Origin of the sequence: Acinetobacter sp. WCHA55, assembly GCF_002165305.2 — a bacterium.
Lineage (GTDB): Bacteria > Pseudomonadota > Gammaproteobacteria > Pseudomonadales > Moraxellaceae > Acinetobacter.
Map to the genome: position 1 here is coordinate 640,770 of NZ_CP032286.1, position 26,127 is coordinate 666,896.

At 42.2% G+C, this 26,127-nt stretch carries 22 protein-coding genes; 12 read left to right on the forward strand and 10 right to left on the reverse strand.

Annotated features, from left to right (window positions below; translation table 11 throughout):
* Positions 1–8 precede the first annotated feature (8 nt).
* Together CDG62_RS05905 and CDG62_RS05910 are read right to left on the reverse strand one after the other, a co-directional pair.
* Positions 9–1,214, reverse strand: a complete 1,206-nt coding sequence (locus CDG62_RS05905) for an acetyl-CoA C-acetyltransferase (RefSeq protein ID WP_087528264.1) — start codon at positions 1,212–1,214, stop codon at positions 9–11.
* Between the two features lie 190 nt (positions 1,215–1,404).
* Positions 1,405–2,415 (reverse strand): AraC family transcriptional regulator, encoded by a 1,011-nt coding sequence (locus CDG62_RS05910; RefSeq protein WP_004695134.1) that lies wholly within the window; start codon positions 2,413–2,415, stop codon positions 1,405–1,407.
* Between the two features lie 209 nt (positions 2,416–2,624).
* Between CDG62_RS05910 and CDG62_RS05915 the strand changes: the two genes are divergently transcribed.
* The 6 genes from CDG62_RS05915 (at position 2,625) to CDG62_RS05940 (ending at position 10,691) form a co-directional block, all read left to right on the forward strand.
* A complete protein-coding gene (locus CDG62_RS05915; protein WP_087528265.1) occupies positions 2,625–3,743 on the forward strand; it encodes a CaiB/BaiF CoA transferase family protein in 1,119 nt (372 codons plus the stop codon).
* A gap of 119 nt (positions 3,744–3,862) precedes the next feature.
* The gene (locus CDG62_RS05920) at positions 3,863–5,140 is read left to right on the forward strand and encodes a carbohydrate porin (RefSeq protein WP_087528266.1); all 1,278 of its coding nucleotides are present in this window, start codon (positions 3,863–3,865) and stop codon (positions 5,138–5,140) included.
* A gap of 183 nt (positions 5,141–5,323) precedes the next feature.
* Complete coding sequence (locus CDG62_RS05925; RefSeq protein WP_087528267.1) at positions 5,324–7,726, forward strand: glucose/quinate/shikimate family membrane-bound PQQ-dependent dehydrogenase; 2,403 nt, start codon at positions 5,324–5,326, stop codon at positions 7,724–7,726.
* A gap of 383 nt (positions 7,727–8,109) precedes the next feature.
* Positions 8,110–9,753, forward strand: a complete 1,644-nt coding sequence (locus CDG62_RS05930; protein WP_087528268.1) for a nitrite/sulfite reductase — start codon at positions 8,110–8,112, stop codon at positions 9,751–9,753.
* On the forward strand, positions 9,746–10,231 hold the full coding sequence (locus tag CDG62_RS05935; RefSeq protein WP_086208836.1) for a DUF934 domain-containing protein: 486 nt from the start codon (positions 9,746–9,748) through the stop codon (positions 10,229–10,231). Before CDG62_RS05930 ends, CDG62_RS05935 begins: the two co-directional genes overlap by 8 nt.
* A gap of 106 nt (positions 10,232–10,337) precedes the next feature.
* Entirely contained in the window at positions 10,338–10,691 is a 354-nt protein-coding gene (locus CDG62_RS05940) for a DMT family transporter (protein ID WP_087528269.1), read from the forward strand.
* A 13-nt stretch (positions 10,692–10,704) separates the two neighbouring features.
* On the opposite strand, the gene CDG62_RS05945 is transcribed toward CDG62_RS05940, so the two are convergent.
* From CDG62_RS05945 to CDG62_RS05955, 3 genes are all read right to left on the reverse strand, one after another.
* Positions 10,705–11,157 (reverse strand): VOC family protein, encoded by a 453-nt coding sequence (locus tag CDG62_RS05945; protein ID WP_087528270.1) that lies wholly within the window; start codon positions 11,155–11,157, stop codon positions 10,705–10,707.
* Between the two features lie 183 nt (positions 11,158–11,340).
* Positions 11,341–12,516, reverse strand: a complete 1,176-nt coding sequence (locus CDG62_RS05950; RefSeq protein ID WP_087528271.1) for a thiolase family protein — start codon at positions 12,514–12,516, stop codon at positions 11,341–11,343.
* Between the two features lie 101 nt (positions 12,517–12,617).
* Complete coding sequence (locus tag CDG62_RS05955; RefSeq protein ID WP_087528272.1) at positions 12,618–13,142, reverse strand: GspH/FimT family pseudopilin; 525 nt, start codon at positions 13,140–13,142, stop codon at positions 12,618–12,620.
* Positions 13,143–13,511: 369 nt separating this feature from the next.
* Between CDG62_RS05955 and omp38 the strand changes: the two genes are divergently transcribed.
* Positions 13,512–14,522: an outer membrane protein Omp38 gene (gene omp38 / locus CDG62_RS05960; RefSeq protein ID WP_087528273.1), complete on the forward strand. Its 1,011-nt coding sequence runs from the start codon at positions 13,512–13,514 to the stop codon at positions 14,520–14,522.
* A 492-nt stretch (positions 14,523–15,014) separates the two neighbouring features.
* Here the strand turns inward: omp38 and CDG62_RS05965 are convergent, their stop codons facing one another.
* From CDG62_RS05965 to CDG62_RS05975, 3 genes are all read right to left on the reverse strand, one after another.
* A complete protein-coding gene (locus tag CDG62_RS05965; RefSeq protein ID WP_087528274.1) occupies positions 15,015–16,478 on the reverse strand; it encodes an amino acid permease in 1,464 nt (487 codons plus the stop codon).
* A 9-nt stretch (positions 16,479–16,487) separates the two neighbouring features.
* Positions 16,488–17,513, reverse strand: coding sequence for a class I SAM-dependent methyltransferase (locus tag CDG62_RS05970; protein ID WP_087528275.1), 1,026 nt, complete (start codon positions 17,511–17,513; stop codon positions 16,488–16,490).
* 67 nt (positions 17,514–17,580) lie between these two features.
* Positions 17,581–18,951 carry a uracil-xanthine permease family protein gene (locus CDG62_RS05975; RefSeq protein ID WP_087528276.1) on the reverse strand — a complete coding sequence of 457 codons (1,371 nt, stop codon included), beginning with the start codon at positions 18,949–18,951 and terminating at the stop codon, positions 17,581–17,583.
* 171 nt (positions 18,952–19,122) lie between these two features.
* On the opposite strand from CDG62_RS05975, the gene typA reads away from it, so the two are divergent.
* From typA to CDG62_RS05990, 3 genes are all read left to right on the forward strand, one after another.
* The gene (gene typA, locus CDG62_RS05980; protein WP_087528277.1) at positions 19,123–20,961 is read left to right on the forward strand and encodes a translational GTPase TypA; all 1,839 of its coding nucleotides are present in this window, start codon (positions 19,123–19,125) and stop codon (positions 20,959–20,961) included.
* Positions 20,962–21,161: 200 nt separating this feature from the next.
* A complete protein-coding gene (gene mscL, locus CDG62_RS05985) occupies positions 21,162–21,596 on the forward strand; it encodes a large conductance mechanosensitive channel protein MscL (RefSeq protein WP_087528278.1) in 435 nt (144 codons plus the stop codon).
* 127 nt (positions 21,597–21,723) lie between these two features.
* On the forward strand, positions 21,724–22,053 hold the full coding sequence (locus tag CDG62_RS05990) for a gamma-glutamylcyclotransferase family protein (protein ID WP_087528279.1): 330 nt from the start codon (positions 21,724–21,726) through the stop codon (positions 22,051–22,053).
* A gap of 58 nt (positions 22,054–22,111) precedes the next feature.
* Here CDG62_RS05990 and CDG62_RS05995 read toward each other — a convergent pair whose 3' ends face one another.
* Both CDG62_RS05995 and mutM read right to left on the reverse strand, forming a co-directional pair.
* Complete coding sequence (locus tag CDG62_RS05995; RefSeq protein ID WP_004695176.1) at positions 22,112–22,396, reverse strand: peptidylprolyl isomerase; 285 nt, start codon at positions 22,394–22,396, stop codon at positions 22,112–22,114.
* Positions 22,393–23,247, reverse strand: a complete 855-nt coding sequence (gene mutM / locus CDG62_RS06000; RefSeq protein WP_087528280.1) for a bifunctional DNA-formamidopyrimidine glycosylase/DNA-(apurinic or apyrimidinic site) lyase — start codon at positions 23,245–23,247, stop codon at positions 22,393–22,395. Before mutM ends, CDG62_RS05995 begins: the two co-directional genes overlap by 4 nt.
* A 353-nt stretch (positions 23,248–23,600) precedes the next feature.
* On the opposite strand from mutM, the gene CDG62_RS06005 reads away from it, so the two are divergent.
* Both CDG62_RS06005 and CDG62_RS06010 read left to right on the forward strand, forming a co-directional pair.
* Complete coding sequence (locus CDG62_RS06005; protein ID WP_087528281.1) at positions 23,601–24,881, forward strand: carbohydrate porin; 1,281 nt, start codon at positions 23,601–23,603, stop codon at positions 24,879–24,881.
* A 108-nt stretch (positions 24,882–24,989) separates the two neighbouring features.
* On the forward strand, positions 24,990–26,105 hold the full coding sequence (locus CDG62_RS06010; RefSeq protein WP_087528282.1) for an NADH:flavin oxidoreductase/NADH oxidase: 1,116 nt from the start codon (positions 24,990–24,992) through the stop codon (positions 26,103–26,105).
* Positions 26,106–26,127 lie beyond the last annotated feature (22 nt).

Genomic DNA, 26,127 nt, shown 5'->3' on the forward strand with positions numbered 1-26,127 from the left:
TATTCTCCTTATACCAACTCAATAATGGTCGCAATACCCATGCCACCACCTACACATAATGTTGCCAAACCACGCTTTTTACCTTGACGCTCTAATTCATCCAGTAACGTTCCGAGAATCATCGCACCCGTCGCGCCCAATGGATGCCCCATTGCAATTGCACCACCATTAACATTGACTTTATCGCTTGGTACTTTTAATTCCGTCATAAAGCGCATCACCACAGATGCAAAGGCTTCATTGACTTCAAATAGATCAATATCGTCAATACTTAGACCTGCTTTTGCCAATGCTTTACGAGCAGCAGGTGCAGGCCCAGTCAGCATAATGGTTGGATCTGAACCGACTAATGCTGTCGCCAAGACTTTGGCACGTGGTTTTAAACCTTGCTCTTTGACCGCTTTCTCAGAAGCAAGCAATACAAGTGCTGCACCATCGACAATACCCGATGAATTTCCTGCATGATGCACATGGTTAATTTTTTGTGCTTCTGGATACTGTTGTAATGCAATCGCATCAAAACCCATTGCCCCCATCATTTCAAAACTTGGATTGAGCTTTGCTAAACCTTCTGCTGTTGTGGTTGGTTTAATAAATTCATCTTGGTCTAAAATGGTCACGCCCGCTTTGTCTTTGATGGCAACCACAGATTGATTGAAATAACCCGCAGCTTGCGCAGCTGCAGCTTTACGCTGTGAATTTGCTGCAAAGGCATCGACATCTGAACGTGTATAACCATCCAAGGTTGCGATTAAATCCGCGCCAATGCCTTGCGGAACAAAGTGTGATTTTAAATTGGTTTCAGGGTCTAATGCCCACGGCCCACCATCCGAACCCATTGCTATACGTGACATCGACTCGACACCACCAGCAACCACCACATCTTCCCAACCTGAACGTACTTTTTGCGCAGCCATATTCACAGCTTCTAAACCTGATGCACAAAAACGGTTAATTTGCACACCTGCCACATCATTGTCCCAACCTGCTGCAATTGCCGCAGTTTTTGCAATATCACCACCTTGGTCTGCAATAGGCGTGACACATCCCAAGACAATATCATCCACTTTCGAGGTATCTAAATGATGACGATCTTTCAATTCATTCAACAATGTGGTTAATAACGTAATCGGTTTTACTTCATGTAGTGAACCATCTTTCTTTCCTTTTCCGCGTGGTGTGCGAATGGCGTCAATGATATAAGCCTCGCTCATAGCTGTTCCTTTTTATGACTTTTAAGTTGTTATGCATTTGAGTGTACAAATTAATGGCCGTGATGCAATGACTAGAACGGGTCAGGTCAGATGAGTCTTTTTGCCAATAGACTGAAGATTTGGGCATAAAAAAACCCAAGATCGAAATCTTGGGTTTAGCAATGTGCCGAACCGTCGTCAAACTAAAAAATTAGTGATAGCCGTGTAGTTGGCGATATAAACCAGGTGTGACCCCAGTCCATTTTTTAAAGGCACGGTGGAAGGTACTGGTTTCACTAAAGCCTACTTGTTGCGCCACATCTTCCAACGTCAAACCCGGATTTAACAACAGGTGAATCGCTGCATCACGACGTAATGCATCTTTCACGCCTTGGTAACTTTTACCTTCAGCAGCTAAGCGGCGACGCAGCGTTTGTGGAGATAAATACAACATAGACGCCACATCATTCAGGGTTGGCATCTCCTCACCAATTTGACTCTTCAATACATCACGAATACGTGAAGTGAGTGAGTTGGTGTTTTTAAATTTAACTAATAACTGCGCAGGAGCAGCTTTTAAGAACTCTTCTAATGTTTCTTCATTTTGCCGAATAGGTAAGTCCAAATAATCTGCGGCAAAAGTGATTTCGGTACGCGGCATGTCGAACTGCATCACAGGTGCGAAGAACAGAGCATCGTACTCATCTGCATGAGTCGGACGCTCATAACCAAAGTGCACCCGCTCCAGCGGTAAACGACGTTCAATCAGCCACGACGCGAGACCATGCCAAATCATCAGCATACTTTCGGTAATGAAGTGATCTGGATCCATCGATTTAGGAATCTGAGGAACAAGACGAGCCTCGTGCTTGTCGCGTTCTAATGTTACTGACCACTCATCGCCAAACAGTTTATAAAACTGTGAAGACAGTTCTAAAGCATCACCTAAAGTTTTGGCATGAATAATCAGCTGACACATGATGGCAAACGTACCTAAACGACGTGGTTGCTTATCGAAGCCAACATGTTCGTCTTGGGTCACCATCCATAACATTTTAACGAAGCGAGTATATTGTTCTGGAGAAATACGGGCTTTAGGTTGACGCAGCAGTTCTGCCTCAATCCCTACGTGAGAAAGTAATGTTTCGACATCCATGCCGAGACGTTTTACGCCAGTTAAAGCCGCATTGACGAAATGGATACTAATGGTATCGCGGCTCATATTTAATCCTTCAGTCTCTTTTATATTCACTTGCGTTTGACCTAAATGACGCTAAAAAAAGTATTTTAGGCAATTTACACTAAGGTTTTTTGCCTTTTTACATGTTAAATTGCCGAAATGATCAAGGTAAATGGCTGAACATGACATTGTTTTGTTGCTTTTATATTTCTAAAATAGCTAAAAAATCAACATAAAAAGAGAAAATAAACATGGATATGGCATTGAAAGGATTGAAAGTTCTCGATTTTTCTACACTTTTGCCCGGACCTTTTGCAACAATGTACTTGGCAGACCTAGGTGCAGAAGTGATCCACATTGAGTCTCCAACCCGCCCCGATCTGATCCGTTTAATGCCACCTTATGCCAATGGGCAGGCCACTGCACATAGTTATCTCAACCGAAATAAGCATGCTGTCGCTTTGGATTTGAAAGATCCTGCCAATATTGAACTGATCAAATCGAAAATTTCAGACTATGACATTGTGATTGAACAATTTCGTCCAGGCGTGATGCAAAGATTGGGACTCGATTATCAGACCTTATCTGAAATTAATCCGCGCTTGATCTATTGTTCCATTACAGGTTATGGGCAAACAGGAGGGTATCAAAATAAAGCAGGACACGATATCAACTACGTAGCTTTGTCAGGGATCGCAGGACATAGCGGCCGACAGCACAGTGGACCACCCCCAATGGGGATTCAAATTGCGGATATTGCAGGAGGCTCTTTGCATAGCGTGATTGGGATTTTAGCCGCAGTAATTGAAAGGCAGCGGAGTGGTTTGGGGCAGTATATTGATATTTCTATGACTGACTGTGTGGTGGGGCTCAGTAGCATGGCTGCAGCGGCGAGCTTAGCAGGACAGGAAAAGCAAGGGCCGGAGCAAAGCTATCTCAATGGTGCGACTTTTTATGACTATTATGAAACGCTAGATGGACGTTATTTATCGATTGGGAGTTTAGAGCCACAGTTTTTACATGGGTTGGCCCATATTTTAGAGTTGCCGATTGTAGCTGAAAAAGGAGCTTCATTGGCAACCGAAGACCGTCAGATGGTGAAACAAGCAATAAAAGACAAAATTAAAACTCAAGATTTTGCCACGTGGAACGCAATTTTTCAGCAGCAAGATGTCTGCGTTGAGCCTGTATTAAAGTTAGATGAAGCACTCGATTCGCAGTTGGCAAAAGATCGTGCATGGGTGGTATCTGTACCTTTACAAGAGGGGAGTACAAAAAGTGAACAACAATTGGCTTGTCCAATTAAGTTTTCACGTTCAAAAATAAGATATGAATTCATAGGTAAACCGCTCGGTTTTGATTCTTTGTGAATATCATATAGCGATAATTTGGTTGGATTTAAAACAACAAAACGTCATAAAATGGGTTTTTATACAAATAAAGCGTATCATATCGATTAGTTGTAATTTTGTAAGAAAGGTCACCAATTATGAATAAATGTAAAAGAAGTTGGTGTTTTAATCTCAGTCTCTTAGCGCTCAGTTGCTTCTGTCAAAGCGTGTATGCTGCAAATGCCTTTGAGGCAGAAAGCCCTTGGATGCTAGGTGACTGGAATGGTCAGCGTAGCGCATTGAAGCAAAAAGGCTACGACTTTAGCTTTGGCTATACGGGTGAAATGGCAACGTTGCTCGATGCTTCACGTTCTTCAAATCATGGTACTGAATATGCAGACCAGTTTGCATTTGGTACGCACTTCGATTTAGACAAAATTTTGGGTTGGCAGGATACTGAGGCTCAAATCACCATTACTGAGCGTAATGGACGTTCACTTTCTCAAACCTCCGACGCTTTAGATGGACATTTAAGTTCTACTCAAGAAGTGTGGGGACGTGGACAAACGTGGCGTTTAACGGATTTGTGGATTAAGAAAAAGTTCATGGATCAAAAGTTGGACATCAAAGTCGGTCGATTTGGTGAAGGTGAAGACTTCAACAGTTTCGATTGTGATTTCCAGAACCTTGCGCTGTGTGGCTCTCAAGTTGGTAACTGGGTCGGTGACCAATGGTACAACTGGCCTGTCAGTCAGTGGGCTGCGCGGGTTAAATACAATATCCGTCCTGAGCTATATGCGCAAGTTGGGGTATATGAATATAACCCTGAAAACTTAGAGCGTGGCAAAGGCTGGAACTTAAGTACAGACGGTTCGCATGGCGCTATTCTTCCTGCTGAAGTGGTGTGGCAGCCTGCTGTAGGTATAAATAAGTTACCCGGCGAATATCGTGCGGGATATTACTACAGTTCGGCAGATGCCACAGACATTCAAAACCCACAGCAAACCTCACATAAACAAGGCGGCTGGGTCGTTGCCAAGCAACAACTCACAGCACATCACGGTGATGCTACACGTGGTTTAACAGGTTTTGTAAATCTCACACTACATGATTCAGATACCAATACGGTTCGCGACATGCAGAACATTGGTTTGGTCTATAAAGGTGCTTTTGATGCTCGCCCTCAAGACGAAATTGCGATTGGTCTAGCCCGTATTAATATCAATGATGATGTCAATGACGCGAATATTGCCAATAACAGCGTTGATGCCCGTGGCTTACAAAGTGAAGAATATGATGCCGAGATTTACTACGGTATACATGCAGCCAACTGGTTAACCATTCGTCCCAATATCCAATATATCCGCCATGTAGGCGCATATAAAAATGGTGAAAATGCATGGGTCGGCGGAATTAAATTCCAGACTGCATTTTAGTTTCTAGATCTATAAGTATTTGTCCAACAAGGTTGATAAATACGTTTATGGGTATTCAAAGCATAAAACTGTTTGAAATAAGTCGTTTGGACAGATACTTAAAATCTAAAAACTGTCTAGGTGCTTATATCAATGTTGAAATGATATGAGCTTTTAACAGAATCTAAGAAAAAGGTGGTCAATATGAGTACTCCGTCTTCAGGTTCAGGACTTAAAACTTTTACAGCTGTGATTGCTGTGATCTTTGGTTTAGTCCTGCTGATAGGAGGGATTTATCTTGCAGTGCTTGGTGGGTCTTGGTACTACATCATTGCGGGTTTACTCTTCATCGCGACTGCAGTTCTACTGCAAAAATTAAAAAGTACGGCATTAATCGTTTATGCCTTGTTGGTCTTGGGTACAGTGGTGTGGGGCCTATGGGAAGTGGGTTCTGACTTCTTTGCCTTGGCGCCACGTCTAGATATTCTTGGTTTATTTGGATTATGGTTACTCATTCCAGCGGTCACACGTGGCTTTGACAACGCTAAAGGTGCAAAAATTGCTTTAACAGGTTCATTGGCAATTACCATTGCAGTGATGATCTATGCTGTATTTAATGATCCTCAAGAAATTCGAGGTGAACTGAGCAGCAAGCAACCTGCAACCGCACAGTCCATTCCTGGTGTTGCGGATGGCGACTGGCCTGCTTATGGCCGTACTCAGTCTGGTTTGCGTTATTCTCCTTTAACGCAAATTAATTCTGAGAATGTAAAAGATTTAAAAGTGGCTTGGACCTATAACACAGGTGACTTCAAAACAGAAAATGACTCTGGTGAAACCACCAATCAGGTCACCCCAATTAAAGTTGGGGACAATATGTATATCTGTACCACGCACCAAAAATTGGTTGCCCTCGACCCAGCTACAGGTAAGGCGAAATGGACTTTTGACCCGAAGTTGAAATCGGACAATACTTTCCAACATTTAACCTGTCGTGGCGTGTCTTATTATGATGCGAACAATACAGTTGGTTTTGAAGCCAGCTTGCAACATAAAAAGTCATCGTCTGAGTTGTGCCCACGTAAAGTGATCTTGCCAGTGAATGATGGTCGTTTGGTTGCCATCAATGCTGATACTGGTGAGCGTTGTACGGACTTTGGTAAAAATGGTGAAGTCGACTTACAAAAAGATATGCCATTCCCTTATCCGGGCGGTTATATCCCAACTTCACCACCTGTGGTCACAGGCACGACGATTATTATTGCGGGTTCAACCACAGATAACTATTCAACTGAAGAACCTTCAGGTGTGATTCGTGGTTATGATGTGAATACGGGTGCATTGTTGTGGGTGTTTGATACAGGTGCCGAAGATCCGAACGCGATTCCAGCTCCGGGTCAAAAGTATGTTCAAAACTCACCGAATGCATGGGCACCATTAGCCTATGATGCAGCTTTGGATATCGTTTACATTCCAACGGGTGTGGGTACGCCAGATATTTGGGGGGGTAACCGTACCGAATTACATGAGCGTTATGCCAACTCAATGCTGGCACTGAATGCCTCAACAGGTAAGTTGGTGTGGAATTTCCAAACCACGCATCATGATTTGTGGGATATGGATGTACCATCACAGCCGACATTGACGGACATTAAAGACAAGTCAGGCAAAATGGTTCCTGCCATTTACGTGTTAACGAAAACAGGTAATGCCTTTGTTCTAGACCGTCGTACTGGTGCAGCCATTGTTCCAATTACGGAAAAACCTGTACCACAAACAGTGAAACGTGGGCCACAAACCAAAGGTGAGCGTTATTCTGCGACACAACCTTTCTCTGATTTTGATCTTGCACCAAAAGAGAAATTGACGGATAAGCAAATGTGGGGCGCAACCATGTTTGACCAGTTGATGTGCCGTGTGTCTTTCCACAAACTGAACTATGACGGTATTTATACCCCACCTTCAGAAAACGGAACTTTGGTTTTCCCGGGCAACTTGGGTGTATTCGAATGGGGCGGTATGTCTGTTAACCCTGACCGCCAAATCGCGGTGATGAACCCAATCGGTTTGCCGTTTGTGTCTAAGCTTATTCCAGCCGATCCAAACCGTCCGAAAACAGCCAAAGGCGCAGGCACTGAAGCGGGTGTACAACCAATGTATGGCGTGCCTTACGGTGTTGAAATCAGTGCGTTCTTGTCTCCATTTGGCTTGCCATGTAAACAGCCTGCTTGGGGCTTTGTGGCAGGTGTGGATTTAAATACTCATGAAGTTGCATGGAAACGTCGTATTGGTACGATCCGCGATAGCTTGCCGGGGATTCAATTGCCACCATTTAAAATGGGCGTGCCTATGCTTGGTGGTTCAATCTCAACTGCGGGGAATGTGATGTTTGTCGGTGGTACACAGGATAATTATATCCGTGCCATCAACGTGACCAATGGTGATGAACTGTGGAAAGGTCGTTTACCCGCGGGCGGTCAAGCCACACCAATGACCTATGAAGCCAATGGCAAACAGTATGTGGTCATTATGGCAGGTGGTCATGGTTCATTTGGCACCAAGATGGGAGATGCTTTGGTGGCATATGCCTTACCAGATGTAAAATAATCTTCTGTAGTCATTTAAACTTTAAAATAGCCTGATTCGTCAGGCTATTTTTATGTGCAGTCAGTTTAAAAGGGCAAAGTGACGATGTAGATAGCATAGAAGTATTGAGGGTCTGCCAAGAAAGCTGGGTTTAAAATTTATGCGGTAGCAATGGATGAGGGGGAGTGTGTATGTGATAGGCTGAACGGGGTTAGCTGAATAATGTATAAGTATCTAATAAAAAATACTTTAATCAGAAAAAACCTTTAGGATTAGGGACAAACAGCACATCTACTCATCCTTATCAATAAAACAGCTATGAAATATGTAAAAAACGCATTTTGTTGATAGTTTAAATCTCGTTATGCTGTCAGCCGTTATAATGAAACTACTAGCTGTACGCCATGTATTTATATACTGATTTCGATCAGCAACTGATCAATGAACGTGTTGCACAGTTCCGTGACCAAACGGAACGTTATTTAGCTGGAAAACTCACTGAAGATGAGTACCGCCCATTACGTCTTCAAAACGGTCTCTATGTACAACGCTATGCGCCAATGTTACGTATTGCTGTGCCTTATGGCTTAATGAACTCAACGCAATTACGCAAAGTTGCAGAACTTGCAACTGAGTTTGACCGTGGTTATGCACACGTTTCAACCCGTCAGAATATTCAGTTTAACTGGCCTGCGCTAGAAAATGTTCCAGACATGCTTCAAGAGCTTGCTTCGGTACAAATGCATGCGATCCAAACTTCAGGTAACTGTATTCGTAACACGACTACAGACCAATATGCAGGTGTGGTTGCTGGTGAAGTGGCTGACCCACGTCCAACGTGTGAATTGATCCGTCAATGGTCAACCTTCCACCCAGAATTTGCTTTCTTGCCACGTAAGTTCAAGATTGCTGTATCAGCACTTGAAGAAACCGATCGTGCAGCGACCTCATTCCATGATATTGGGGTGTATATCGTTAAAAATGAAGCGGGTGAGATCGGCTATAAAATTAAAGTCGGTGGTGGCTTAGGTCGTACCCCTGTAATTGGTAGTTTCATTCGTGATTTCTTGCCACGTGAAGACCTGATTGCTTATTTAGAAGCCGTACTACGTGTCTATAACTTACACGGTCGCCGTGATAACAAATACAAAGCACGTATTAAAATTTTAGTGAAAGCGTTAACGCCTCAAGTCTTTGCTGAAAAAGTCGAAGCTGAGTTTGCGCATACCATTAAAACGTTAAAGATTCAGCCTGAAATTTTGCAGAAATTAGACGAAGAATTTATACCGTTTGATTATCAAGATTATGCAGATGAAGATTTTTCTGAACAGTTTGCTGCACATCCAAAATTCAAACAGTGGTTCAATATCAATACCAATGCTCACAAAGTGAAGGGCTACCGTATTGTAACGATTTCGTTGAAGCGTACAGGTATTGCACCGGGTGATGTGACCACGGAAGAAATGAATTTGATTGCAGACCTTGCAGACAAATATACCTTTGGTGAATTGCGGACCACGCATGAGCAAAATATTTCTTTGGTCGATGTGCCTCAGAAAGATTTGTTTGAGCTATGGACTATTCTTGAGAAAAACAATCTAGCACGTGCGCACATTGGTTTCTTAACAGACATTATCTGCTGCCCAGGCGGTGACTTCTGTTCATTAGCAAATGCAAAATCAATTCCTATTTCTGAAGCGATTTCACGTCGTTTTGATGACTTAGATACCATTTATAACCTTGGCAAGCTGGATCTGAATATTTCAGGTTGTATGAATGCATGTGGTCATCACCATGTGGGCAACATTGGTATTTTAGGTGTAGACAAAAAAGGCGCTGAGTTCTATCAAATCACTTTGGGTGGTAATGCAGACCATGATGCTTCAATTGGTGACATCTTAGGCCCTTCATTTGCAGCTGAAGTGGTACCAGACATCGTTGAAGAAATTTTAAATACCTATCTTGACCTTCGAAATGAGGGTGAAGAATTCATTGAAACTTATCGCCGTGTGGGCATCCAACCCTTTAAGGAGCGTGCATATGCTTAATACAGCACTACAAGTCCTCTCTAAAGATGGCACGATTGCCGACAACACTTACCAAGTGATTGGTGAAGATGGTGTGTTACCGCAAGGTGATGTGGTTTTAACGGTTGAACAGTTGGATCAATTGGCTCAAGTTTCAGGTAAAAAAGCACTATTGGTTACAGTTGATGCTTCACCTGAGACGCATGAATTTCCTTTAGATCAGTTAGATGCTATCTTTATTGATTTTGCTGGTTTTAACGATGGTCGCGGCTATTCATTTGCAGCGTTATTACGCCGTCAAGGTTTCCAAGGTGAACTACGTGCAACAGGTGATGTGTTTAAAGATGTCTTGAACTACATGAAACGTTCAGGCTTTGATACCTTTGTTGTTAAAGAAGGCAAAGACATTCTTGAAGCAGCAGCGGGTTTAAATGATTTTAGAAATCCGTATCAAGCATCAACAGCTGTTGCTCAAGCCAGTTATCAAACAGGCGCTTAATTTTTTAAGCAAGCAATAAAAAGCTGGACTTCGGTTCAGCTTTTTTGTATTTATACGCAGCATTTTTGATGAAAAAATTGAAGAAAAAGAAGTAGGTAAATTGGACATGATGGCACTTTTTGCAAAAATTAATCCCGGTGTCATTTGGCTACTTATTGCTATTGCTACGGATGTGCTTTCGACTTTTTATTCCGCAAAAGGTAATGGCTTGGTCAATAAATTGGATCAAGGCATTGCACTGGTGCTGTACATGATTTCTTTTGCGTGTGCCGCCTATGCTTTGAAATTTATGCAAGCGGGAATTTTATATGTGCTGTGGTCTGGCATTGGTGTCATCGCCACAGCACTACTGGCCAAGACATTTTTAGGGCAGAACATCGATTTGGCTGGATGGCTCGGTATTGGTTTTATTACCGTGGGGCTCACAATTATTGCGCAATTTTCCAATATTGATGTTTAAAAAGAAGATGCTTTTATCCTTCTTCTAATTGGCAATTGACCATCCACTTCACGCCAAATTGATCGGTAAATGCACCATAGAGTGCACCCCAAAAGGTTTTCTCTAGAGGCATCTCTATTTTTCCATTGACTGAAAGTGCATCAAATAAACGTTTTGCATCGGCTTGCTCATGGGCTTCCAAATTGATCGAAATATAATGGTTATTACCTACCGTAAATACAGTATTGCTTTGGGTACAAAACTGATCATTGGTATCCGAAGCCATTAGAATCGTGCTGGCATTAATGGGAAGTGAAACATGCATGATTTTTTGTTGGTCAGCGTCGGAAAGGGTAACTGAACTTTCATCTGAAGGTAAGTCTCCATAACGCATGAATGTTGTAAATTCTCCACCAAAGACAGATTTGTAAAAATTAAAAGCGACTTCAGTTTGACCATCAAAGTTGAGGTAGTGATTCAGTTGCATTGTCTTATCCTTGTTGTTTTTTTCGTCGTTATTTTAACAAGTCGTTAAGATCGACCCTAATACAATCTTGTAATAAAAAATCCCTCGCAGTCGAGGGATTTTTATAAATGTCGCTTTTATATCAGCTAATCAGCCAATCTTTCATTGTATAAAATATGTCAATAAAAGAAAGTTGCTTGAATTTTAAAGTAATTCAATCGCTACAGCAGTTGCTTCACCACCACCGATGCAGAGTGCTGCAATACCCTTTTTACCACCTGTGCGTTTAAGCGCATGAATCAACGTCAGGATAATACGTGAACCGGTTGAACCCACAGGGTGACCCAGTGCGCAAGCTCCACCATTGATGTTCACTTTTGCTGGATCAAGTTTGAAGTCATCGATTGGACACATGGTTACCATTGCAAAAGCTTCATTGATTTCCCAAAGGTCGACCTCTTGTGCATCCCAACCCGTTTTTTTCAATACTTTTTCAATTGCACCGACGGGTGCAATGGTAAACTCTGATGGATGTTGTGAATTCGAAGCATAAGCCACAATTTTCGCTAACGGTGCTAAACCTTTGTTCGATGCATTTTCCGCTGACGTTAAAACCAGTGCAGATGCGCCATCCGAGATAGAGCTTGCATTTGCTGCAGTGATGGTGCCATCTTTAGCAAAAGCAGGGCGAAGGCTTGGGATTTTTGCAATGTTGGCGTTGAACGGTTGTTCATCTTTATCAACGACAACATCACCTTTACGAGTTGACACTGTCACAGGCACGATTTCATCAGTAAAGTAACCTTCGTTGACCGCTGTTTGTGCACGCTCTAAGGAGCGAATTGCAAATGCATCCATTTGCTCACGCGTATAGCCACGAGTATTGGCCATATCTTGAGCAAAAGAACCCATCAAGCGACCTGTTTCAGCATCTTCTAAACCATCCAGGAACATGTGGTCTTTAACATCGCCATGCCCCATACGGTAGCCTGCACGCGCTTTGGTTAAAATATAAGGAGCATTAGTCATCGACTCCATGCCACCTGCAACCACGATATTTGCTGAACCTGCTTTAATCATATCCGCAGCTTGCATCACCGCTTTCATGCCAGAACCACATAATTTATTGATGGTCACGGCACCTGTTGAATCAGGTAAACCTGCTTGGCGCATAGCTTGACGTGCTGGGCCTTGTTTTAAACCCGCAGGTAGAACACAGCCCATGATTACTTCTTCTACATCGTTTGTGTGTAGGCCAGCACGAGCAATTGCTTCTTTAATTGTTACTGCACCGAGTTCTGGGGCTGTTACACTGGCTAAACTGCCTTGAAAACCGCCCATTGCCGTACGAGCACCATTTACAATCACGATGTCTGTCATTTTCTTCTCCGAAATCACTTATCTGTTTTGTTGGAAACTTAAGCAGTATATGCAAATTTACTCGAGAGAAAAGCTGAAAACGTGATTATGGACTCATGGGTCTAGTTACAGGCATTGAGGGGTTCAGCTCTGGTCTGCCCCATTTTGCTCATGACCAATTTAAAGTGATCCTGACTTTGCATAGAGCAATAATAGAAAGTTCCATTTGAACCAAGGGGGAGGCCATTTTCAGCTTTAAAGCTCAAGGATGGAAGATTGAGCGCGCCACGCCAATCAAGATTGCCATATTTGAGCTGCTGCTGTTCTGTCCGAATAATTGTTTCATTTATATCTATTCGTCGGTTTTTATTATTATCGATAAATACAATAAAGCCCATGTTCCACTGATCATTTTGGCAGTGAAGGAGGTCTTGACTTGGGCAAATGGTGATATTTTGTCGTTGTAAGTTGGCTATGTTTTTGGCTGCATGAATATTATTCCTTAGTGTATTCAGTGTCTTGGTTCGCTCTTGTGCTGCCATATACTGATGAAAATGAGGAAGAGCTACTGTACAAATGATTATAATAATGCTAATAGTGATCATAAGTTCAAATAAAGTGAACCCTTTTTTATTTATAAAAAACATATGGTTATCCGGTTTTATTGTTATGGCGCTATTTTTTATTTATTAAAGCTTTGTTTATCAAACAAATTTTATACATAATTAGTAGTACTCAACTTGTTTAAAAAGCTGTTAAAATGTATGACAAGTGAAAATAAGCTATTCGCAAGTAAAAATTGAGTAAAAAATTACCGAATTACAACGGAAATTGTAAGTAATTTTGTCAATAATTTACTTGATTAAAGTTATCAAGCACTTGGAAAAAAAATAAAGTGTTTGTATGATTCATTGCGAATAGCTTAAAAATAAAACTGGGGTATAAAAAAGCCTATCTCAGGATGGTTAAATAAGCTTAAGCTTGAAAAACAATTGTTATCTCTGGAGGATAAATCCATGAAAATGAGTCGTATTGCATTAGCAATGCTCGTAGCTGCTCCTTTAGCTGCTGCAAACGCGGGCGTAACTGTTACTCCATTAATGCTTGGTTACACTTGGCAAGACAGTCAGCACAACAACGGTGTTGACCATTTAACTTCTGGTCCTGAGCTACAAGACGATTTATTCGTTGGCGCAGCACTTGGTGTTGAACTTACTCCATGGTTAGGTTTTGAAGCTGAATATAACCAAGTTAAGGGTGATATTGATTCGGCTTTTGCTAACTCAGAATACAAACAAACTCAAATTAACGGTAACTTCTATGCTACCTCTGATTTGATCACTAAAAACTATGATAGCAAAATTAAGCCATACGTACTTTTAGGTGCTGGTCATTACAAATATGACTTAGGTGATGTTGGTCTTAAAGATGATGAAGGTACTTTAGGTAATGCAGGTTTTGGTGCTTTCTGGCGCTTGAATGATGCTTTGTCTCTACGTACTGAAGCTCGTGCTACTTACAACATCGATGAAGACTTCTGGAACTACACAGCGCTTGCTGGTCTTAACGTAGTTCTTGGTGGTCACTTGAAACCTGCTGCTCCAGTAGTAGAAGTTGCTCCAGTTGAGCCAGTTGCTCCAGTTGAACCACAAGAGTTAACTGAAGACCTTAACATGGAACTTCGTGTGTTCTTTGATACAAACAAATCAAATATCAAAGACCAATACAAGCCAGAAATCGCTAAAGTTGCTGAGAAGTTAGTTGAATATCCAAACGCTACTGCTCGCATCGAAGGTCACACAGACAACACTGGTCCACGTGCATTGAACGAACGTTTATCTTTAGCTCGTGCTAACTCTGTTAAATCGTCTCTAGTAAACGAATACAACGTTGATCCAGCTCGTTTGTCTACTCAAGGTTTCGCTTGGGATCAACCGATTGCTGACAACAACACTAAAGAAGGCCGTGCTATGAACCGTCGTGTATTCGCGACAATTTCTGGCAGCCGTACAGTTCAAGCTCAATAATCTGAGTTTTAACTAAAAAAACGACTCTTCGGAGTCGTTTTTTTATGCCTTTAGATAATGCAATTTATGTTAACTCGTGTTGATAAAAATAAGCTTCAGCCCAGTGCAAGAGCTGTTAAGACTTAGGGTGGTCAGGGTCATTTACGCATAGGATATAAGATATTGGTAGAGATATTTATTTTTAGAAGATGAGTCCAAGAAGAATGAACAGAAGATTTCCATTTGCACATGCTTGATGACATCGATAAAAATCTTAACTTTAGAATGGATAGATATTTCTAGTTGCCTGGCATTGTAAGGCTTTTTTGTCAAAGAAATATTATTTATAGATTGATATTTAGTGTTTGTACGTTGATAGGTATCGGGAGTCAATAAGCTGTCTTATTAAAATTTACTATATTTATTAATTGGTTATATTTGGTTGGAAGAGTAAATAATGAAATGGAGATAGTAAAAAACAGCCCGAAGGCTGTTTTTTATTATGAATGAATTTTATTCGCGATCAGGATTCATTGGACTGACATCCATTTCTTGGTAAGAAACCAGTTTGGTTTTGTATTTCCATTTATAGCCTAGCCAAATCGCTAAGAATAAGAAAATACCAATATAAGTCGATAAAACAGAGAGCCATTCGCCATCAAGTACCGCTTGGTAGTTTTGACCTAAAACAACAATGGCACACAGGATAAAGGCAAACCAAGGGGCAAAGGGGAAGAATTTTGCACGATAAGCTAAGTCTTCAACCTTGTGCCCTTGGGTAACATAGCCTTTACGGAAACGATAGTGTGAAACAGCAATCCCTAACCAAACAATAAAGCCACACATGCCCGACATGTTGAGCAGCCAATTAAAGACCTGTTCTTCGCCAATGAAAGTAGTTAAGAAGCAGAGTGCAGCAATTGCAGTTGTTGCATAAAGTGCATTCATGGGTACGCCGCGTGGGTCTAATTTGGCAAACACTTTAGGTGCACTACCATTTTGAGCCATATCGAACAGCATTCGCGTCGATGAATACATCCCTGAGTTACCAGCCGAAAGAATCGCAGTTAAAATCACGGCATTCATTACGCTGGCAGCAAAGGCAAAACCTGCTTTTTCATAGAGTAGGGTAAATGGAGAGAGTGCAATATTCTCTGATGAAGCTGCTTGTAACAGAAGTGGATCATCATATGAAATGAGCGTGCCGATAATGAAAATACACACCACATAAAACAGTAGAATGCGCCAAAAAATCTGTTTGATAGCAATCGGAATAGTCTTTTGTGGATCTTTCGACTCACCAGCGGCAACGCCAACCATTTCGGTACCCTGAAACGAGAACCCTGCAATCATCGCCACACCAATCAGTGCAGATAAGCCACCAACAAAGGGTGCTTCACCTTTAGTCCAGTTGGCAAAAGGTGCGACACCTGGCGTCATCATGATTTTACCAATCATGAAAATACCAATGATGATAAACACAATGATGGCAAGGACTTTAACCAAGGAGAAGAAGAATTCACTTTCACCAAAGCCTTTGACTGTCAGTGCATTGATCCCAAAGACAACGGCCAGGAAGAGAGCACTCCAGTAGAAACCGGGTAGGTCGGGAAACCAGAATTTCATAATGAATTGGACTGCAACCAATTCAAATGCAACCGTAATGGCCCAGTTATACCAATAGTTCCAGCCAAGGGCGAAACCAAAACCGCCTTCAACATACTTGGTACCATAGGTGAAAAATGCACCGGATGTTGGGTTATGTGTTGCCAACTCACCCAGACTGGTCATGAGAAAGTAAATCATCACACCAATTAAGCAGTAAGCCAATAACGCCCCGCCAGGGCCAGCATTTGCAATGGTTGCACCTGAGGCAAGGAATAAACCTGTACCAATTGAACCACCAATGGCGATCATATTCAGATGGCGAGCTCCAAGCTTTCGCTTGAGTTGAGCTGGTTGAGTCGTTTCGCTCATCATTGTTCCTTAAGATTTCTTTTGTGTGCTGGCAAACAGCACTTTAAAGCCTTGTTGATCGGCTTTGGTTGTACATTGGCCAAAACTTTGCTCAATTAATAATGGATAATTTAGAAAGCGGTTGGCAACAATCCACAACTCGCCATCCGATTTGAGATGGCGACGGGATGTTTTGCATAAATTTTCGCTGGCATTGTAATCTGTATGAATGCCTTGATGGAATGGGGGATTGCTGACGATTGCGTGTAAGAATAGTGGTGCATCCTCAATTCCGTGTACTGCTTTAATCTCAAGTTGTTCTGGTAGAAGGTTATTTTTCTCAAAAGTCATTTTTGTTGAAGCCAGTGCAAAGGCATCGACATCCAGCGCAAAAATGCGATTTTTCGGATTTAACTTGGCTAAATAAGCGCTGATCACACCTGCACCACAGCCAAAGTCTGCAATTTTTCCAGAAGTGACGTGTGAAAGGTGAGGCAATAGCACGGCTGTACCCACATCTAGACGGTTTTGACTAAACACACCCGGTAATGCGCAAATCTGTAATTCACCTTTTGGGGTTGGAACAGTGTAGTGTTGTGCCCAATCAGCCAATGGTTTTGCGGTTACGGTTTTTTCGGTGACCAATTGCCACATTTGACAATGTCGAGCGCTGTCTAACTTGAGGGTTTTACCAAAAGGTTGTAGCTGTTTAGACGCGCGCTCTACACCACCTTTCTTTTCACCAACTAAAAAGATTGATGCGCCTACTGCCAAACGACTGACCAGCTGGTGTAGGACATAATTGAGCAGTTCTTTTGACTTTGGAACAAATACGATGGCTTGATCAAAAGCAATTTCAGGCAAATCTGTACCAAAATGCACATCACTTTGTTGGTTTTGGAAATATTGTAATTCGTTAAAATTCCATGTCCAAAAATGCGGTTCTACACTACCAATTAGCTGTGTATTTAATTCGTCACACGGTGCATTGACCAGTAAAACTGAACCAGAGAGAAATTCCTGCTGGCGAAGAACAACTTCACTTCGTGGATCCATTTTATATACTCCATTGTAAAAACGATGCCCAGACAGTGCTGGGCAAAGTGCATACTGAAATGAACAATTATTTCTTCGTTTCAGGAAGAATAATATTTAATAACAAGGCTGCAATACCACCTGTAGCAACACCTGAACTGAAGATGTTACGGAATAATTCAGGTAAGTGTTCCAAAATTTGTGGAACTTGTGCAACACCCAAGCCGAGTGCCAATGAAATGGCAATAATCAGTAGTGCACGGCGGTCAAGATGAATACCTGACAGAATGTTAATCCCAGAAGCTGCTACAGCTCCAAACATCACCATCACAGCACCACCTAAAACAGCTTGAGGGACCGCCTGAATCACACCTGCAACAGCAGGGAGTAAACCTAGAATCACCAATAACGCAGCAATCCAAATGCCGACATAACGGCTCGCAACGCCAGTGAGTTGAATTACACCATTGTTTTGCGCAAAGACCGAGCTAGGGAAGGTGTTGAAAATACCTGCAAGGAAAGAGTTTGCACCATTCACCAAGACCCCACCTTTAATACGCTCCATCCATGTAGCACCATCCACAGGCTGGTTCGAGAGTTTAGAGGTTGCCGTAATATCACCAATTGCTTCTAAAGACGTCACTAAATAGATGAAGGCCATTGGAATAAACAAACTCCAAGAGAAGCTGAGTCCAAAGTGCATTGGGGTTGGAATTTGAATTAAAGGTGCATCCTGAAGACCTGAAAAGTCGAGATGCCCCATAAACCCTGCCAACACATAACCGACAATCAGTGCGATTAAAATAGCCGAGCTTTTCACCCAAGTAATACGAATGCGGTTCAATATAATAATCAGTGCCAATACTGTACACGACATGATGAGATTGTCGGCATTGGCAAAGGTATTATTTGACATGGCTTGATAGCCACCACCCATGCTGATCAGACCTTCTTTAATAAGAGTCAAACCAATCAATAACACCACGATGCCTGTTACCAATGGGGTAATGAGCATTTTCACCCAAGGCAGAATGCGTGAAACACCCATTTCAATAAATGAACCTGCGATTACCACACCAAAAATGGCAGCCATGACGGATTCTACAGGAGTACCTGCAGCAACCATGGCAGAGCCAATTCCAATAATCGGGCCAATAAAGTTAAAACTGGTACCCTGAACAATCAATAAGCCAGCGCCAAAAGGTCCAACTTTTTTACATTGTAAAAAGGTTGCAATCCCTGAGATGACCAAAGACATGGATAAAATCATGTTGGTGTCTTCTTTCGACACACCAAGCGCTAGGCAGATAAGTAAGCCTGGAGTAACAATTGGGACAATAATTGCAAGGAGATGTTGAAAGGCAGCAAGAAAAGCAATGATTGGGCGAGGGCGGTCGTTTAAACCATAGACCAAATCGAGTTGGTCTGTTTGATTGGGAGAGAGATTTTGATCAGACATATGTCAAAGGGTGTTAGCAAGGTGGCGCTATTCTAATCGCTTTACACAGCTTTACAAAATTAATTACACACCACTTATCAAAAAAAATGAGTCTGTCAATAAACTGTCACTACTAAATTCTATTATTTTTCTGTATAATTTGCCCTCAAACTTTAGGCGTATCGAATTTACATGTCAGATATTAAAACTCTCCGCAACATTGCCATCATTGCGCACGTTGACCACGGTAAAACCACTCTAGTAGACAAACTTTTACAGCAATCAGGTGCACTTGGCGATCGTGCAGGCGAGATTGAGCGTGTCATGGATTCAGGCGCGATTGAAAGTGAACGTGGTATTACTATTCTTGCAAAAAACACTGCAATCAAATGGTTAGATGCACGTACCAATACAGAATACCGTATTAACATCGTCGACACCCCAGGACACGCGGACTTCGGTGGTGAAGTTGAACGCGTAATGTCGATGGTTGACTGTGTACTTCTTCTTGTTGACTCTCAAGAAGGCCCAATGCCACAAACTCGTTTCGTAACGCAAAAAGCGTTCGCACGTGGTTTGAAGCCAATCGTAATTATCAACAAAGTCGACAAGCCAAGCGCACGTCCAGATTGGGTTATTGACCAAGTATTTGATTTGTTTGATAACTTAGGTGGTTCTGACGAACAGTTAGACTTCCCAGTTGTTTACGCTTCAGGTCTTCGTGGTGTTGCTGGTCCATCTCCAGAAGAATTAGCGGAAGATATGACGCCGTTGTTCCAAACAATTGTAGACATTGTTGAACCACCAGCAGTTGATGTTGATGGTCCATTCCAAATGCAGATTTCATCACTTGACTATAACAGCTTCGTTGGTGTTATCGGTGTTGGCCGTATTCAACGTGGTTCTGTAAAATTAAACACACCAGTAACTGTGATTGATAAAGACGGTAAGACACGTAACGGTCGTATCTTAAAAATCATGGGTTACCATGGTTTAGAACGTGTTGATGTTGAATCTGCTCAAGCAGGCGATATCGTATGTATCACAGGTATTGATGAACTTCATATTTCTGACACCATTTGTGATCCGAAAAATGTTGAAGCATTACCAGCCTTGTCTGTAGATGAACCTACAGTAACCATGACGTTCCAAGTAAACAACTCTCCGTTTGCTGGTAAAGAAGGTAAATTTGTTACTTCACGTAATATCCGTGAACGTCTTGACCGTGAATTGATTCATAACGTAGCACTTCGTGTTGAAGATACTGATAGCCCTGATAGCTTTAAAGTATCTGGTCGTGGTGAACTTCACCTTTCAGTTCTTATTGAAAACATGCGTCGTGAAGGCTTCGAAATGGGCGTATCTCGTCCACAAGTAATCTTGAAAGAAGTTGATGGCGAAAAGCAAGAGCCATACGAAAACGTAACATTTGACGTTGAAGAACAGCACCAAGGTTCTGTAATGGAACAAATGGGTCATCGTAAAGGCGAAATGACAAATATGGAAGTTGACGGTAAAGGCCGTATCCGTATTGAAGCAACTGTTCCTTCACGTGGCTTAATTGGTTTCCGTTCAGAATTCTTGACTATGACTTCTGGTACAGGAATCATGACTTCAAGCTTCTCACACTACGGTCCAATGAAACAAGGTACTGTTGCGAAACGTCAAAATGGTGTGTTGATTTCTATGGTTCAAGGTACTTGCCTTGGCTATGCATTGTTCACATTGCAAGACCGTGGTCGCCTATTTGCTAAACCTCAGTTAGAAGTTTACGAAGGTATGATCATTGGTATTAACTCTCGTTCAGATGACATGACAGTTAACCCAACTAAAGCAAAACAGTTAACTAACGTACGTGCTTCTGGTACTGATGATGCGTTGACTCTTGTTCCTGCGGTTGAATACACGTTAGAACAAGCGCTTGAATTCATTGAAGATGATGAATTAGTTGAAGTAACACCTAAGTCAATCCGTATCCGTAAACGCTGGTTGACTGAAAACGAACGTAAACGTAACCGTTCTGGTAAATAAGTTTTAAAAATGATGTTGCCCCATGCGGGGCAGCGACATTTAAAAATGCCATCAATTAATTGATGGCATTTTTTGTTTGAAATTAGCAAACCATTATATAAAAGCAGATGATTTCCGAGTAAATTACGTGGAAATGAAGCTATAAAATTAATGTATACTTCGTCACATAAATTAAAGTCAAAAAATAACTGGAGATTTAAATGAGTATTATGCAAGAGTTCCGCGAATTTGCGGTAAAAGGTAATATGATCGACTTGGCTGTCGGTGTGATTATTGGTGGGGCATTTGGTAAGATTGTTGATTCATTAGTGAAAGATATCATTATGCCATTGATTACTGTGATCACCGGTGGCGGTGTGGATTTCACACAAAAGTTCTTTGTTTTAGGTGATAACCCAAACAATTTACAGTCTTTAGATGAGTTAACCAAAGCAGGTGTAAATGTCCTGACCTATGGTAACTTCCTTACGATTTTAATTAATTTCATCATTTTGGCATGGGTGGTGTTTTTAATGGTGAAAATGATCAATCGTATGCGCCGCAAACAAGAAGAAGCAGCGCCAGCACCAGCAGCAACGCCAGAAGATATTGAGCTGCTACGTGAAATTCGTGATGAATTGAAAAAACGTCAGTAATCGAATAAGTAAAAATAAAACGGCACATTAAGTGCCGTTTTTTATATCTGTGTCTTATGCAAAGACTGGTTTTTATACAGTTTTGGTTTTATGATGCGCGCTGATTGAATAGCTGTGGTGATGTTGAATGAACCAATTATTTGTCTATGGGACACTTCGTCCGAATCATGAAAATGCCCACCTTTTAGAGCGTATAGGTGGGACATGGCAAAAAGGTTATGTGCATGGTGTGGTACATATTTTGGATTGGGGGCCCGACAAAGGCTTATTCGCCATTGTTTTAGATCCGCAAGCAGCAGCGGTTGAAGGATATTTTTTTAGCAGTGAAAAATTGGCCGAACATTGGGATGCATTGGATGAATTTGAAGGGATGCAGTATCAACGGGTGAGGGTACAAGGGACGTTGGAATCTGGCGAACGCGTTGATGCTTGGACATATGAGATGAAAGAGGCTTAATCAAATACAGTGTTCGCGATGTGTTTAGGCTTAAACACATCACATACTGCGCCTCCTTTTAAAAATCCATACGGAATTTAATTTCTAATAAATGAAAACCAAATTGGCTCTTTATGGGGCCATGTAGTACTTTTTCAGCTGCACTAAAAACCAGTTTATCAATTACAGGCACCAATTGGCCTTTTTTGACTTCCCCCAGTTCACCACCGCGTTTAGCTGAGTTACAGGTGGAATATTGCTTGGCAATTTTGGCGAAATCGGCGCCATCGTGGATTTTCTTTTTCAGTTGTTCAGCGAGGTCTTTGTCTTTGACCAAAATATGACGAACAATAGCAGTTTTCATTTGGTTTTTCCTCGAGCTGTGGCTTTGGGCTTAGATTGCACTTTTTTTAGTGGTTGGCATTCGGGACAAAACACAGAAGCACGCTGCCCCAGTTTAATGTTTTCAAGCGTGGTTTCGCAGTTCACACACATTTCTCCTGCTCGGCCATAAGCCAATAAGGTTTGTTGAAAGTAGCCATTTTCACCCATCGCATTGGAATAGTCTCGCAGGGTAGAACCACCTAAATCGATGGCCTGCTGCAAAATACGTTTAATCTCGACCACCAATTTCTCAATTTGGCTGAATGTTAAACTAGACGCCACTTGCGCAGGGTGTATGCCCAAATTAAACAAACTCTCTGTGGCATAGATATTTCCGACACCAACCACCACATGATTATCCATGATTGCAACTTTTATGCCGACCTGTTTGTTTTTCAACTTTTGACTTAAATATTCAGCGTTAAAATCATCACTCAGTGGTTCAGGTCCAAGGGTATCGATTAGCTTGGTTTGCGAATATTCATCCAACCATAAAATACAGCCGAAGCGGCGCGGATCATGGTAGCGTAGCTCGACATCTTCAAAACGAATAATCAAATGATCGTGTTTACGCAGGGTTTCACCCACCTCACAAATACGGAAACTCCCTGACATGCCCAAATGCCAAAGCATAGTGTCTTGTTCAAAAACGGCCAAAATGTATTTAGAGCGTCGTTTGAGTTGAATTAAACGCTGCCCTACCAGTTTGTTGAGATCTGTGGGAATCGGCCAGCGCAGGCTCGACTGGCGAATTTCAATACTATGTACTTGTTGATCTAATAGCGGCGTTAAACTGGCTTTGGTGGTTTCAACTTCTGGTAATTCTGGCATGGCAACATGAGCTGATAAAACTTGAGGCTAATATTGCGGTGTAAACGCAAGATTGCAAGTGATTTCAACGAGAGGCTTATCTTTAGTGCATTTGTACCAAGCTAAAGTGAGGGATTGTGTATTGTGATCAGGAATAATCATCCTCAAATTGCGTTCTCGAATCGTGTGAAAACTGGCATGAATCACCCAAATCCAATCTTCTGTTTATAGTTGTAGGCGATATTGATAACTTTTTTTTGACTTAATGATAAAAATTTTGATGAGATCTTTGTTTAAAAATTATGTACTTTTCATTAAATTTTTCATTTAAATAAAATGAATTATTCTTCATTTTAATTTGGGGCTTAGGTTTTATGCGACAGTTTTCTTTCTCCTTATTTGCAACAGCAATGTGTGCTTGGGCGACAGTGAGTCATGCGGAGCAGATGTTGGATGTACATGGCCAGTATTTGTTTGGTGACTGGGAGGGAAAACGAACTGAATTGGCGCAAAAAGGCATTAAGTTTGAAGCCAATGCTTTAACAGATACCAACTATTTGGCGGATGGCGGTCATAATGCCGGTGCAAGTCCAAATACCGCTTCACAGTTCTGGCTAGGCACACAATTTGATTTAGAGAAGCTAGCGGGCTGGGAAGGGGTCACTGTTCGTTTTGTTGCGACTGCGCGTCAAGGACAAAGTACCTCTATTCGCGATTTGCAGGATCCTTCTGCACCGCAATTAGCCAATGTACAAGCCACTTATGGCCGTGGCAACCAAGACAGCCGTTTGTCAGAGCTTTCGATTGAAAAGCGTTTTAAAGAAAAAGGGCTCAGTGTCAAAGTTGGGCGACTGGGTTTGGGGGCTGATTTTGATGTGATGGCGTGTGATTTTGTCAGTAATGCCTTTTGTGCCGCGCAAATGGGAAAATGGCAGGGCAATATCTGGATGAATACGCCAGTTTCACAATGGGGCGGTCGTATTAAGTACCAAGTGATTCCTGAAGTAGCAACGCAAATAGGGGTGTACGAATTCAATCCAGATAATGGTAATGGTAAAGCTGAAGGGCAAGGTTGGAGCTTAGACACAGAACATGCTGATGGTGTAACTATTCCAGTAGAAGTGATTTGGACACCGAAGACGCTGTTCAATGGTTTGGCGGGGAGCTATCGGGTCGGTGGGATCTATAACACAGCAGATGACCCAAACAATCAATATGATGTGGCTTATGGCAAAGGGGTGGTTGGCGAAGATCGGACGTTTGCAGGTTGGATTGCCATCGAACAGCAACTGACTTCAACGGGTGCAGAGCGCCAAGGTTTACATGGTTTTGCCAACTTTACATGGCATGATCGCATCACCAATAAAGTAGATAACTCACAACAAGTAGGGCTTAAATATATTGGCGTATTTGACCAGCATCCGACGGATATTTTAGGTTTGGGAGTGAATCGTGTACACCTGAATGAGCGATTCACTGCGGGTAAGGCACAGTATGATGCAAGCGCGGAATACAATATTGAACTGAACTATAGCTATAACGCTACGCCATGGTTAATGCTGCGTCCCAACATCCAATATGTGATCAACTCAGGTTCAAGCCATGTGGTGGATAATGCTTTGGTTTTGGGGCTAGGCAGCCGCATTATTTTCTAAATCGATGGCAATAAAAGTGCAAAGGTCTGACAGTAGGTTTGCACTTTTAGCGTTGAATGTAAGGCATTTTATTTGTTATAGATGATAGTGAGTACAGGGAGAGCTGTGATGCCATTATTATTTCAACCCATTCAATTTGGGGATTTAAGCTTAACAAATAAAATCGTGATTGCGCCCATGTGCCAATATTCAGCCAATGATGCGGGTGAGCTGAGCTATTGGCATGAGCAACAATGGGCCAATTATGCTTTGTCAGGTGCGGGCTTATGTATTGTTGAAGCGACAGCTGTACAAGCGGTAGGACGGATTAGTTTTGCGGACTTAGGACTGTGGAATGATTTGCAACGTGCGCAAATGAAAGCCTTACTTCAAAAAGTCAAAACACTCTCTCCAATGCCTTTTGCCATTCAACTGGCACATGCAGGGCGTAAAGCATCGACCGATCGCCCTTGGTCGGGAAAAGGTCAGATCAAACCGAATGAATTCCATGGCTGGCAAACGGTGTCTGCCAGTGATGTGCCTTTTAAGCCTGAAGAGCATGCACCCCATGCTTTGAGTGTGGCGGAGATGCAAGACATCATTGACGACTTTTCTAGCGCCGCTGTACGTGCAGTAGATGCAGGTTTTGAGTTGATTGAGCTACATGCAGCTCATGGTTATTTGCTACATCAGTTTATGTCACCACTTGCGAACCGACGGACTGATGAATATGGCGGAAGCTTTGAAAACCGCATTCGATTTACCTTAGAGGTGTTCCAAGCCATTAAACAAGCCGTTCCTGAAAACTATCCCGTGGGTGTGCGTTTATCTGCAACTGACTGGATGGAGTCGACCGCAACAGAAAGTTGGGACATTGATTCAACGGTAGGTCTATCCAAGGCATTGGAGCAACTGGGTGCGGCTTATATCCATGTTTCAAGTGGCGGCTTGCATGTTGAGCAAGACATTCAGATTAAGGCCAAATATCAAGTACCTTTTGCTCATGCAGTGAAACAAGCGGTGCAAATTCCAGTCATTGCAGTGGGATTGATTACAGAAGCCAAGCAGGCTGAACATATTTTAGAAGCGCAAGAAGCCGATGCAATTGGTCTGGCGCGTGCCATGTTGTATGACCCAAGATGGCCGTGGCATGCAGCAGCAGAACTGGGTGGGAAAGTCTCTATCGCACCACAGTATTTACGGTGTCAGCCACATGGGATCAAAGATTTGTTTTCTGCGTTCTAATAATCGCATCAGTATTTTGCTT

Bases quoted from the DNA above. Each gene is read 5' to 3' on its own strand.
- CDG62_RS05905 (WP_087528264.1), bottom strand. From the start codon at position 1,214: ATGAGCGAGGCTTATATCATTGACGCCATTCGCACACCACGCGGAAAA.
- CDG62_RS05910 (WP_004695134.1), bottom strand. From the start codon at position 2,415: ATGAGCCGCGATACCATTAGTATCCATTTCGTCAATGCGGCTTTAACT.
- CDG62_RS05915 (WP_087528265.1), top strand. From the start codon at position 2,625: ATGGATATGGCATTGAAAGGATTGAAAGTTCTCGATTTTTCTACACTT.
- CDG62_RS05920 (WP_087528266.1), top strand. From the start codon at position 3,863: ATGAATAAATGTAAAAGAAGTTGGTGTTTTAATCTCAGTCTCTTAGCG.
- CDG62_RS05925 (WP_087528267.1), top strand. From the start codon at position 5,324: ATGAGTACTCCGTCTTCAGGTTCAGGACTTAAAACTTTTACAGCTGTG.
- CDG62_RS05930 (WP_087528268.1), top strand. From the start codon at position 8,110: ATGTATTTATATACTGATTTCGATCAGCAACTGATCAATGAACGTGTT.
- CDG62_RS05935 (WP_086208836.1), top strand. From the start codon at position 9,746: ATGCTTAATACAGCACTACAAGTCCTCTCTAAAGATGGCACGATTGCC.
- CDG62_RS05940 (WP_087528269.1), top strand. From the start codon at position 10,338: ATGATGGCACTTTTTGCAAAAATTAATCCCGGTGTCATTTGGCTACTT.
- CDG62_RS05945 (WP_087528270.1), bottom strand. From the start codon at position 11,157: ATGCAACTGAATCACTACCTCAACTTTGATGGTCAAACTGAAGTCGCT.
- CDG62_RS05950 (WP_087528271.1), bottom strand. From the start codon at position 12,516: ATGACAGACATCGTGATTGTAAATGGTGCTCGTACGGCAATGGGCGGT.
- CDG62_RS05955 (WP_087528272.1), bottom strand. From the start codon at position 13,142: ATGTTTTTTATAAATAAAAAAGGGTTCACTTTATTTGAACTTATGATC.
- omp38 (WP_087528273.1), top strand. From the start codon at position 13,512: ATGAAAATGAGTCGTATTGCATTAGCAATGCTCGTAGCTGCTCCTTTA.
- CDG62_RS05965 (WP_087528274.1), bottom strand. From the start codon at position 16,478: ATGAGCGAAACGACTCAACCAGCTCAACTCAAGCGAAAGCTTGGAGCT.
- CDG62_RS05970 (WP_087528275.1), bottom strand. From the start codon at position 17,513: ATGGATCCACGAAGTGAAGTTGTTCTTCGCCAGCAGGAATTTCTCTCT.
- CDG62_RS05975 (WP_087528276.1), bottom strand. From the start codon at position 18,951: ATGTCTGATCAAAATCTCTCTCCCAATCAAACAGACCAACTCGATTTG.
- typA (WP_087528277.1), top strand. From the start codon at position 19,123: ATGTCAGATATTAAAACTCTCCGCAACATTGCCATCATTGCGCACGTT.
- mscL (WP_087528278.1), top strand. From the start codon at position 21,162: ATGAGTATTATGCAAGAGTTCCGCGAATTTGCGGTAAAAGGTAATATG.
- CDG62_RS05990 (WP_087528279.1), top strand. From the start codon at position 21,724: ATGAACCAATTATTTGTCTATGGGACACTTCGTCCGAATCATGAAAAT.
- CDG62_RS05995 (WP_004695176.1), bottom strand. From the start codon at position 22,396: ATGAAAACTGCTATTGTTCGTCATATTTTGGTCAAAGACAAAGACCTC.
- mutM (WP_087528280.1), bottom strand. From the start codon at position 23,247: ATGCCAGAATTACCAGAAGTTGAAACCACCAAAGCCAGTTTAACGCCG.
- CDG62_RS06005 (WP_087528281.1), top strand. From the start codon at position 23,601: ATGCGACAGTTTTCTTTCTCCTTATTTGCAACAGCAATGTGTGCTTGG.
- CDG62_RS06010 (WP_087528282.1), top strand. From the start codon at position 24,990: ATGCCATTATTATTTCAACCCATTCAATTTGGGGATTTAAGCTTAACA.